This window comes from Thioclava indica (assembly GCF_000714545.1).
GTDB classification, from domain to species: Bacteria; Pseudomonadota; Alphaproteobacteria; order Rhodobacterales; family Rhodobacteraceae; genus Thioclava; species Thioclava indica.
In genome coordinates this window covers 40,073-49,799 of sequence record NZ_AUNB01000023.1, presented here as the reverse complement: position 1 = coordinate 49,799, position 9,727 = coordinate 40,073, and the positions used below count along the sequence as shown (strand labels likewise).

General features: G+C 59.6%; 10 protein-coding genes and 1 pseudogene. 5 read left to right on the top strand and 6 right to left on the bottom strand.

Translation table 11 applies throughout. The features are described from left to right. Together DT23_RS08780 and DT23_RS08775 are read left to right on the top strand one after the other, a co-directional pair. Window positions 1–3,020: Hint domain-containing protein (locus DT23_RS08780; RefSeq protein WP_156023894.1), on the top strand; the 3,020-nt coding region annotated here is incomplete at its 5' end. A 225-nt stretch (window positions 3,021–3,245) separates the two neighbouring features. Then, entirely contained in the window at window positions 3,246–3,992 is a 747-nt protein-coding gene (locus tag DT23_RS08775) for a Hint domain-containing protein (protein WP_162177196.1), read from the top strand. A 159-nt stretch (window positions 3,993–4,151) separates the two neighbouring features. Here the strand turns inward: DT23_RS08775 and DT23_RS08770 are convergent, their stop codons facing one another. Beyond that, window positions 4,152–4,340: a DUF1127 domain-containing protein gene (locus tag DT23_RS08770; protein WP_038130502.1), complete on the bottom strand. Its 189-nt coding sequence runs from the start codon at window positions 4,338–4,340 to the stop codon at window positions 4,152–4,154. Between the two features lie 88 nt (window positions 4,341–4,428). On the opposite strand from DT23_RS08770, the gene DT23_RS08765 reads away from it, so the two are divergent. Then, window positions 4,429–5,841 (top strand): aminotransferase-like domain-containing protein, encoded by a 1,413-nt coding sequence (locus DT23_RS08765; protein ID WP_038130501.1) that lies wholly within the window; start codon window positions 4,429–4,431, stop codon window positions 5,839–5,841. A gap of 52 nt (window positions 5,842–5,893) precedes the next feature. Here the strand turns inward: DT23_RS08765 and DT23_RS08760 are convergent, their stop codons facing one another. Together DT23_RS08760 and DT23_RS08755 are read right to left on the bottom strand one after the other, a co-directional pair. Continuing rightward, complete coding sequence (locus DT23_RS08760) at window positions 5,894–6,562, bottom strand: acyl-homoserine-lactone synthase (RefSeq protein WP_081847028.1); 669 nt, start codon at window positions 6,560–6,562, stop codon at window positions 5,894–5,896. A gap of 72 nt (window positions 6,563–6,634) precedes the next feature. Continuing rightward, window positions 6,635–7,243, bottom strand: a complete 609-nt coding sequence (locus tag DT23_RS08755; protein WP_038130499.1) for a helix-turn-helix transcriptional regulator — start codon at window positions 7,241–7,243, stop codon at window positions 6,635–6,637. Window positions 7,244–7,343: 100 nt separating this feature from the next. On the opposite strand from DT23_RS08755, the gene DT23_RS08750 reads away from it, so the two are divergent. Next, a complete protein-coding gene (locus DT23_RS08750; RefSeq protein ID WP_162177194.1) occupies window positions 7,344–7,769 on the top strand; it encodes an autoinducer binding domain-containing protein in 426 nt (141 codons plus the stop codon). Between the two features lie 31 nt (window positions 7,770–7,800). On the opposite strand, the gene DT23_RS08745 is transcribed toward DT23_RS08750, so the two are convergent. From DT23_RS08745 to DT23_RS20385, 3 genes and pseudogenes are all read right to left on the bottom strand, one after another. Further along, a complete protein-coding gene (locus DT23_RS08745) occupies window positions 7,801–8,427 on the bottom strand; it encodes a succinylglutamate desuccinylase/aspartoacylase family protein (RefSeq protein WP_038130498.1) in 627 nt (208 codons plus the stop codon). Continuing rightward, a pseudogene (locus DT23_RS20390) lies at window positions 8,427–8,755 on the bottom strand (ATP-grasp domain-containing protein). Before DT23_RS20390 ends, DT23_RS08745 begins: the two are co-directional and overlap by 1 nt. A 32-nt stretch (window positions 8,756–8,787) precedes the next feature. Continuing rightward, a complete protein-coding gene (locus DT23_RS20385; protein ID WP_276202215.1) occupies window positions 8,788–9,153 on the bottom strand; it encodes a hypothetical protein in 366 nt (121 codons plus the stop codon). Between the two features lie 365 nt (window positions 9,154–9,518). Between DT23_RS20385 and DT23_RS08730 the strand changes: the two genes are divergently transcribed. Further along, the gene (locus DT23_RS08730; RefSeq protein ID WP_051697155.1) at window positions 9,519–9,698 is read left to right on the top strand and encodes a hypothetical protein; all 180 of its coding nucleotides are present in this window, start codon (window positions 9,519–9,521) and stop codon (window positions 9,696–9,698) included. Window positions 9,699–9,727 lie beyond the last annotated feature (29 nt).

Here is a 9,727-nt window from a genome sequence, read left to right as displayed (position 1 = left end):
CCGCCGATCCGGTCGATCAGACCGTCGATTGGGGTGATTTTAAAACCGATTGCGGCAAGATCGAGGATCAGACCGTCGATCTGGGCGACACCAAGGTGGCGTTCGATTTTACCGTGCTCGATCACGGTGCCACGGCGAGCTACACCAACACCACCGAATATACCGGCGGTGCCAGCTTTGACGAAAACTCGGGCCTCAAGCTTTATGGGCGCGGCGGTGAAGGCGGGGTCGACAAGACTTCGATGACGACGCTGAGCTTCAGCTCGGATAATGACGACTACACCGGCGAGGCGCAAAACCTCTCGTTCCGCATCAACGATCTGGACAAGGGCAATTGCTACGATAACCACGTCGATATCGTGACGCTGCTCGCTGTCGATGACGAAGGCAACCCGGTTGATATCACCATTACGCCTTCGGGCGACCAGACCGTCAGCTATGATGCCAGCTCCGGCACCTACACGATTACCGGCACCGATTCCGACTCCGGAAATATCGACCCAGATGACGCTACGGGCTCGGTTCTGGTCGAGATCGCTGATCCGACGGCGAAACTCTCCATCGGCTATAACAACGGCGCCGATACCGATCAGGCGATCACGGTTACCGACATCAACTTCGAGACGGTTCCGCTGAATACCGATACTGGCGCGCCGGGCAATGACGTGATCAACGGCGGCACCGGCGACGATGTGCTTTACGGCGAGCAAGGCGATGACACGCTGTCGGGCGATGCGGGCGATGACACGCTGTCGGGCGGGCAGGGCGATGACAGCCTTTCCGGCGATGATGGCGCAGACAGCCTGTCGGGCGATGCGGGCGATGACACTGTTACCGGTGGCGCTGGCAATGACACGATCGACGGCGGCACGGGCGCGGATAGCCTTGTTGGCGGCGATGATCGCGATGTGTTCAATGTAGGATCGGCGGCCGATGGCTCGGGCGATAGCATTGATGGCTCGGAAGGTGGCGATGACTATGACACGCTCGATCTGACGGGCGCAGGCCCGGTGCGCGTGGAGTCCTCTGTCACGGCGACCGATCCGGTCACGGGTGTCAGCACCTATGCGGGCACCGTGTCTTTCCTGGATGATAACGGCAACACTGTCGGCACGCTGCAATTCGAGAATATCGAGAACATCGTGACCGATGGCGACGGCATCGTTGAAGGCACCGATGGCGATGATCTGATCGATTATGACTACACCGGCGACCCCCAAGGCGACATGATCGACCATGGCGACGCGATCCTGCCCCATGACACGCCCAATGACGATATCGTCGAAGCGGGTGCGGGCAACGATACCGTCGATGCGGGGCTGGGCGATGATCTTGTCTATGGCGGCACGGGCAATGACCTGCTCAACGGTGATAGCGGCAATGACACGCTTTATGGCGAAGCGGGCAACGATACGCTCAATGGCGGCTCCGGCGATGACAGCCTGAACGGCGGCTCGGGCAATGATCTGCTTAACGGCGACAGCGGCAATGATACGCTTATCGGTGAATCGGGCAACGATACGCTGAACGGCGGCGCCGGCAATGACAGCCTGATCGGCGGCAACGGCAATGATTTGGCCGAAGGTGGCGATGGCAATGACTACATCAACACCTCGGGCAGCGATGGCCAGCCGGACCTCGCCTTCCCGGGCGGTTGGAGCGCTGACCCCAACCCCAATAACGATCTCGACACTGTCTATGGCGGCGCGGGCAATGACACGATCATCACCGGCGACGATGCGGATTATGTCGATGGCGGCACCGGCAATGACGTGATCGACTCCGGCATCGATGCCGATACGGTCTTTGGCGGTGACGGCAATGACGTGATCACCTCGGGCGAAGGCTCGGACAGTGTCGATGGCGGCGATGGCAATGACACGATCTATGGTGGTCTTGGCCCAAGCTATCCCGATATCCTCAACGTCCCCAATGACAGCTCGATCTACCCTGATCCGGTCACCGATAACGGCATGGACACGCTGTCGGGCGGTGCGGGCAATGACGTTATCTACGGTGAGGATGACGACGACCTGATCCATGGCGGCACCGGCAATGACATGCTGGATGGCGGGATCGACAATGACACGCTGTTTGGCGATGCTGGCAACGACACGCTGAAAGGCGGGCAGGGCGACGATACGCTGAACGGCGGCACGGGGAATGACTCGGTCTCGGGTGGCGATGATCGCGATCTGTTCGTGGTCGGCTCGGCTGAAGACGGGGCAGGCGACACGCTGGATGGTGGCGAGGGTGGCGACGACTTCGACACGCTCGATCTGACCGGCTCCGGTCCGCTGCGGGTTGATCAGACGGTGACGGATTATGATCCGGTCTCGGGTGTCAGCACCTATGCGGGCACGGTCACCTTCCTCGATGGCGACGGCAACCCGGATGGAACGCTTGAATTCTCCAATATGGAGCAAGTGATCCCCTGCTTTACGCCGGGCACGATGATTGCGACGCCGAAAGGCGAAGTGCCTGCCGAGACGCTCAAAGAAGGCGACAAGGTTCTGACGCGCGACAACGGCATTCAGGAAATCCGTTGGGCCGGGCGTTGCGATCTGACCCGCGATATGCTGCACGATGCGCCGCATCTGGCTCCGGTGCTAATCAAGGCTGGAAGCCTCGGCAACGATCTGCCCGAGCGCGATATGCTGGTCTCGCCCAACCACCGGATGCTGGTCGCCAATGACAAGACTGCGCTCTACTTCGAAGAGCACGAGGTTCTCGTCGCGGCCAAGCACCTGATCGGCAATGACGGCATCGCCTCGGCGCAGACGCTGGGCACAAGCTATCTGCACTTTATGTTCGACCGTCACGAGGTGGTTCTGGGCAACGGTGCCTGGACTGAAAGCTTCCAGCCGGGCGATCTGACCTTGGGTGGCATGGGTAATGCGCAACGTCAGGAAATCTTCGAACTGTTCCCCGAGCTGCAAACCTCGGCGGGTCGCGAAGACTACCAAGCGGCACGCAAGACCTTGAAAAAGCACGAGGCTGCGGTTCTTCTCAAGGGCTGATCGCCAGACCTATCGCGCCCGGGGCTACGGTTCCGGGCGCAAACATGTCGTGAACAGATTATGTCTGTTTCATGTCAGGAAACGCTCAATTTCGTCTAACTTGGCGAAGTTTGGGCGTTTTAACGTTTCTTTAAGTCCCGTTCTGCCATACCTTTTTATGGGGGCTCAAGTGACTTGGCAAAGCGCCAAGGAAACAGGGCAAAGATGACTGCGGCAGACATGCAAATGGATTTGACGACGAACAGCACGGGGCAAACCCCTTTCCTGACCTCTGTTTTCACAGAGCAGGGGCCGGATTGTGCGCAGATGCTTCGGCTTGAATTCAGCGATCATGACGAACGCAACGGCATGGTGCGCGGCTATGATGCGCAGGGGCAGGCGCTGTTCAACGGTGAGATTGCGACTGTCATCGCGGCACTTCCCTGTTTCACGCAAGATGCACGTATCGTCACCGAGGCGGGCGAAGTGGCGGTCTCGGACTTGCGCGCAGGTCAGCGGGTTGTGACGCGCGACAATGGCTTGCAAGAGCTGCGCTGGATCGGCGCGCGTCGGTTTGGCTGGCACATGCTGGGTCTGAACCCGCTGCTGCGCCCGGTGCGACTGGCGGCCAGTGCGCTGGGCCGCGATCTGCCGGAAACCGAAATCACCGTGTCGCCCAATCACCGCTTGCTGTCCAGTATGCCCGCACTGGGCGCAAACGGCGAACAATTGGTGATGGCGCGCGATCTGATCGGGCTTGAGGGCGTGACACAATGCGCCTGTCCCGAGGTGACCTATTTCCAATTGCTGTTTGATCACCATGAACTGGTGTTGGCCAACGGCATCTGGTCCGAGAGCTTTCGCCCTAACGCAGACAATATCGCAGCTCTCTCGACGCAATCGCGCGCCGATCTGATGGCCGCGCTTCCCGACGCTGTTGAATATGCCCCTGTGCGCCCCGATGCGCCGCTGGTGGATCATAAAGTTTCCTAGGCCAACCGACCTCTGACACGGTTTGCACGATGGGCCGGATGCGATTGCATCCGGCCTTCATCTTTTGCCGGTCATAAACTCTTGCGGATCATAAAAAAGAGCCGGGCGCGTGGCCCGGCCTAAGTGCAGACCCTCCGGGGAACAGAAGGCCCGCTTGCGTCACAGGAAGCGGCGCATTTCGATTTGCGCGCTGGCGCGGCTTAGTCCGATATCATTCAACAGGCGATCATCCAGTTTCCCCAGCGCCTTGCGCGAACGATACACAGACAGCGCACGCGCAACGCGCGCAGTCAGACCATTGGCGGCGTGACGGGCGAGGGCGGGGCGGGTCCGCGTAAGGGTCAACATGGGGATACCTTTCTTGTGTTGATACAATGTGTGTTGTTCTGGTAGGTGATGAATACAAATAGCAAATTGAGTCGGCCAGAGAAACATTGTGACTGATACAAGCTGGACAGCAGATCTCGCCCGCCAAAGCGGCCCGAAATACCTCGCCCTCGTGCGGGCATTGCGCGAAGGGATCCGCAACGGAGACCTTGCACCGGGCGCAAAACTCCCAACGGTCAGGGACTTGGCGTGGCGCTTGGGGGTTACGCCGGGCACCATCGCGCGCGGCTATCAAATTGCCACGCAAGAGGGGCTTTTGCAGGCCGTTGTGGGGCGCGGCACGTTTGTATCGACACAATCGCGCCGCATGGGGCCAACCGAGACATTGTACACGATGGCGTCGCGCGATCCTGCACTTGATGAAAATGTGGTCGATCTGCGCTCGCCGCAATTGCCCGATATCGGGCAGTCCGAGGCACTCAAGCGCGCGATGATTGCAGCAGCCGATGATATCGGCTGGCACTATCTGGAATATCCCGGCCTCAAGCGCGACGAATACTGCCGGCAAGCCGCGCTGAACTGGTTCTCGGAATATACCGATTTCGATGCGATCACGGCCGATGATCTGGTGCTGACCCATGGCGGGCAGAACGGGATCAACGTCGTGATGCAATGCTGCCTGCGCGGTGAGCGCCCCGTCATTCACGCCGAGGCGCTGGCCTATCCGGGGTTTCGCCATGCCGCGCGCCTGAACCGGGCCGAAATACGCGCCGTAGCGATTGACGATGAGGGCATGATCCCCGAGGCGCTGGATGCAGCCTGTCGTCGCCACGGCGGGCAGTTGGTTTGTGTTACGCCTGATGCGCAAAACCCCACCGCCGGGCGGATGGGCATGGCGCGCCGTCATGCCTTGGTCGAGGTTGCACGCCGCCATGATTTGCAGATCATCGAGGATGATTGCTACACCGCCCCCGTCACCGGTTTGGCGAGCCTGCGCACGCTTGCGCCTGAACGCTGCTGGCATATCACCTCGCTGTCGAAATCCATTTCAGCGGGGATGCGCTTTGGCATTGTGGTCGCGCCTGAGGGCATGGGCGAGGCGGGCCGACTGACCGCGCAGCACAGCTATTTCGGCCTGTCGCGCCCGGTCACCGACATCATGGCGGGGCTGTTTGACAGCGGCGAAGCGCTCGATCTTAAACACCGCGCGCAGGCCGAAATGGGGCGACGGTTGCAGATGTTGTTACAGGCGCTTGGCGATCAGGAACTGGGCTGGCAATCGGGGCTGAGCTTTGTCTGGCTGACCTTGCCGCTGGGCTGGCGCGCCTCGGCGTTTGTGCGCATGGCCGAGGCCGAGGGCGTGCTGCTGCGCGCGGCGGATGAATATGTGCTGCAAGACGGGCAGGCGCCCAATGCGGTGCGCATCGCGCTGTCGGGCGGGGTCAGCGAAGAGCGGTTCCGTCAAGCGATCGAAACGCTCAAGCGCTTGCTGGAACGTATGCCCGACCACCTGTTGGTCTAAGCCCCCCTTTGGCGCGCCATCAGGGGGCAATCGTTTCATCGGTTGCGCCAGATTAGGCGGCAGGGCGGATGTCGCGCCTGCCGCTTTGCGCCGAAAGCGCGTGGCCAAGTATGCCCATCTCTGCCCGCCGGGCATTGGAAAAGGCGACGGGCATGCTTAGCGCGGCATAGCTGCGACCGTCTTCGTCATTGCGATAGATCGGCCCCATCCGGGTAACATCATGGCCGACCTGTCGCAGCGCCCGCATCAGCGCCAGCGACGAGAGGCAGATCATCTCATCCGCGCCCCGCTCCATCGCGCGCTCAACCAAACCATCGACGATCAGTCGCAGACAGGTCGTGCGCTCGACCTGCGTGCTTAAGGTGTCGGAAATCACCAGCCGGGTGCATTCCCACACGGACTCCGAGGCGATATCGTCGGGCAGCACCTCGGCAGGGATGTGGGCGAGCTTGCCCAGATGCGCATCGCGCAGCATGTAGGTATTTGGCCCCCAGATCGCCGTGGTGGGCATCGCACGCGCGCCGCCAACCACCTCACCATCTTTGATCACGATCGAATAATGCGCGAGCGGCGTATCATATTGATCCATCTCAACGTCATTATTATGGGGCACGTCCCAACCAAGCTGATCCACAAAGACTTTTTTGCGCAGGCGCAAAAAGTCGTAAAATGCGGTTCCGTGTTGATGAAGCTGGGAAAATTCAAATGTCTGATTGTGCATGTTAACCTCCTTTAGGATGGTTAACCACAAACACGAATTCGTAAAATTTTCACCACTTTGGGTTGTGGGTCGTTAAATCAATCGTCTTGCGGATGCAATTGCCAGCAATTCTATGGCATTTTTAGCGCCAAATTTCCGACAGGCCGAGGCGATGCGGGCTTTGACTGCGCTTTCGCTAATCGCAAGCTCTGCCGCGATCTGTTTCAGCAACAGCCCGTCAGCGCGCATTCGGATGGCCTCGGCCTCGGCATCGGTCAGGCTTGGCCCGCGTTGCGCGCGTGAATGCAGGCTTTTGAGCGTTTGAAGCGCTTCGTCCAACTCGCGATCTTCATACTCGCGGTCGGTGCGAAACAGCACACCATAGCTACGCCGCCCACAATCTGCACCACCGCTGACCGAGATCGTCGCGCCATAGCTCAGGTTCAAACTGCGTGCCAAATTCAGAACGCCGGCAGGGTCGGGCAGCGTGAGTTCGCTCCAGCGAATCGCGCCTTGGTTGCCATAAATCCAACGCATCGAGGGATCGTGAACAAACAGACCGCGCTGTGTGTATTCCTCGATCCAGTCCTGATTGAGGCAGTTCATTTCTTCTTCAGGAAAGGAATATCCGACGCGCAAAGCCACATAATAGCCAGCAGGCGCTAGCGTCTGGAACAGGGACTGGCTGTGCTTTAAGGTCATTCGCAGGTCAAACCGCTTGCGTTTCAAAAGGGCGAAACCTAATCTCGCTTGAGGGGCGATGAGTAGGTGTTGGGACTTAACCTATGATTGTATGCGGCATATGAAAACCGAAATTCGACATTCGGTAGAGCAATTGCTGAGCGAGACAGGTGCGCTTTGCGATACGGGCTATGCTTTTGCCCTGCATATCCGCTTTACACGCCCAAGTTTCATGTATCGCACCTATCCCCAAAGCTGGATTTCGCACTACGATGCGAAGGGCATGATCATCGAAGATCCGGTGGTGAAATGGGGGCTTCGCGAGACCGGCGTGATGCGCTGGAGCGATCTTGAGGATCCCATCGGCATTCTCGCGGATGCGGCGGCGCATGGCTTGACCAATGGGCTGGCCTGCGCAACGGGGCCATCGAGTTCGCGCTCGATCTCGGGGTTCACGCGGTCTGATCGCGTATTTTCGGATGCCGAGGCGCAGACGCTGTTGGACATCACGCAAAAGCTGCATCAGCTCACGCAACAGGCGCTGTAAGGCATGGCGCTGATATTTGCCGCAGCTAATCTCAGATAATCTCGTCCTCGTCAAAAAGCGGATCGTCTGACAGTTGGTCATTCAGATCGCCTACCGCATCTTCGGCGCGTTTCATTGACTGCACCCGCGCAAGGTGAATGATCGCATCCCCTTCGTTCACGACGGGCAGCACGGCGCGACCTACGACGATGCCATCAAAGGGGGCGGTGATTTCCTGCTCGTTTTCGCCAAACGGGTCGCAAACCACCGCCATCAGATCACCGCTTGCCACCACATCGCCGCGCCCGTGAAAGATGCGCAGCAAGCTCCCCGGCGTGCCCGGAAACATCCGGTTCAGATCGCGCCGGTCGGGCAGGTAGCGCGCGTGGTTGATGAACCCGAACGCATTCAAAATCGGGATCACGATCAGCGTGCCGCGCAGCGACTTAAGATGGGGCGTGCGCAGCAAGCGACGCACGATTTCCACTCCGATCACCTCATCGCCGTGAATGCCTGCGCTGACGAACATGGTGGGGCCGTCGGCCTTGCCATGAATGACATGCACCGACATTGACACCGGCGTGTGATCGGACAGAACGCTGACGGGCAGGTCAACGGTCTGACGGGTGCCGGGCGCGATCACATGGCCGCCAATCTCAAATCCTGCGCGCTTGGCTATCAGCCTTTGCCCTTGGTTTTCGTGCTGCCGGTGGGCACGTTTTTCTCAAGATATTCGATAATCTTACCCGCCACATCCAGCCCCATCGACTTTGCCGCGCGCACTGCCGTTGCGCGTTCTTCGGGCGAGAGTTTGATCACTTGCGCCGATCCACCCCGATGCAGGTTCGAGCGGAAATCGCGCTCGGCACCGGTGCGTTTCATCGCCGCGATCACCTTACCACCCACGACGATGGCGCGAATGTCGGTGCCGCCGGGTTCCTTGATGAATTTCTGCAGCAGAATGTTCACGCCTGCGCCGCGAAACGCTTGGTGTCAGCCAGAACCACGCCGATACCCTGCGTGCTCTCTAACAGCTTGATCACGACGGGCGCGCCCCCGCCAACTCCAGCACCTCATCGGTTTGCTTGGGATCATGGGCAAAGGTCGTGACCGGCAGACCCACACCGTCGCGCGCCAAAAGCTGCATCGAGCGCAGTTTGTCCCGGCTGCGCCCGATCGCGACGCTTTCATTGTGCGGATAGACCCCCATCATTTCAAACTGGCGCAGCACGGCCAGCCCGTGAAACGTCACCGACGCTCCGATCCGCGGGATCACGGCGTCAAAGCCCTCTAGCTTTTCGCCATTGTAATACATCTCGGGGCGGCGCGAGGCGATGTTCATATAGCAGCGCAGCGTGTTGATGATGTGCAGCTCGTGCCCGCGCGCCATCATTGCGATTTTCATTAGAAAACTCCTTTTGCCACAGGGGCGTTACCGACCTAAGTCGCAAGTCAGGTTGGCGCGGCGCGTGTGCACTGCGATATTGTGTTTTTTCCGCGCGGTGCGCCCGACAATCGTCGGAAAGCGCATATTGCTGCGATCGGTCAGCGACACCGCGATGGTCCAGGCCCGGTCGATCAGCTATTACGTGGTGCGGATCACGATGCGCTCTTCGGGGATGCCGCTGGTATGCTTGATGTGGCGCCACTCGAAAATCGGGGATTCCACCGCGACTTCGGGCATTTCATCATCTTGTTGCACCCTAAAGCGCACCAAATCCGTCCCGTCGCGGGTGAAGGTTTCGACTGACCGCCAAGCAGGTCCGCGAGTTGCTGGGGCGCAAACGGATCTATCGCGATGACATCGAACAGCTGACCCGCGCGGCGTTTGAAATCGGCTTTGTCGTGATCGATATGGACAGCTTTTTCGTCGTGGTCAGTGCCAATGCATTCGTGAACTATCGCCGTGTCAGCGGTGAGGCGCTGGCAACCGCGATGGACGGGAGATAAGCGCCTTCAAAGATGCGTTTGGCAACGCG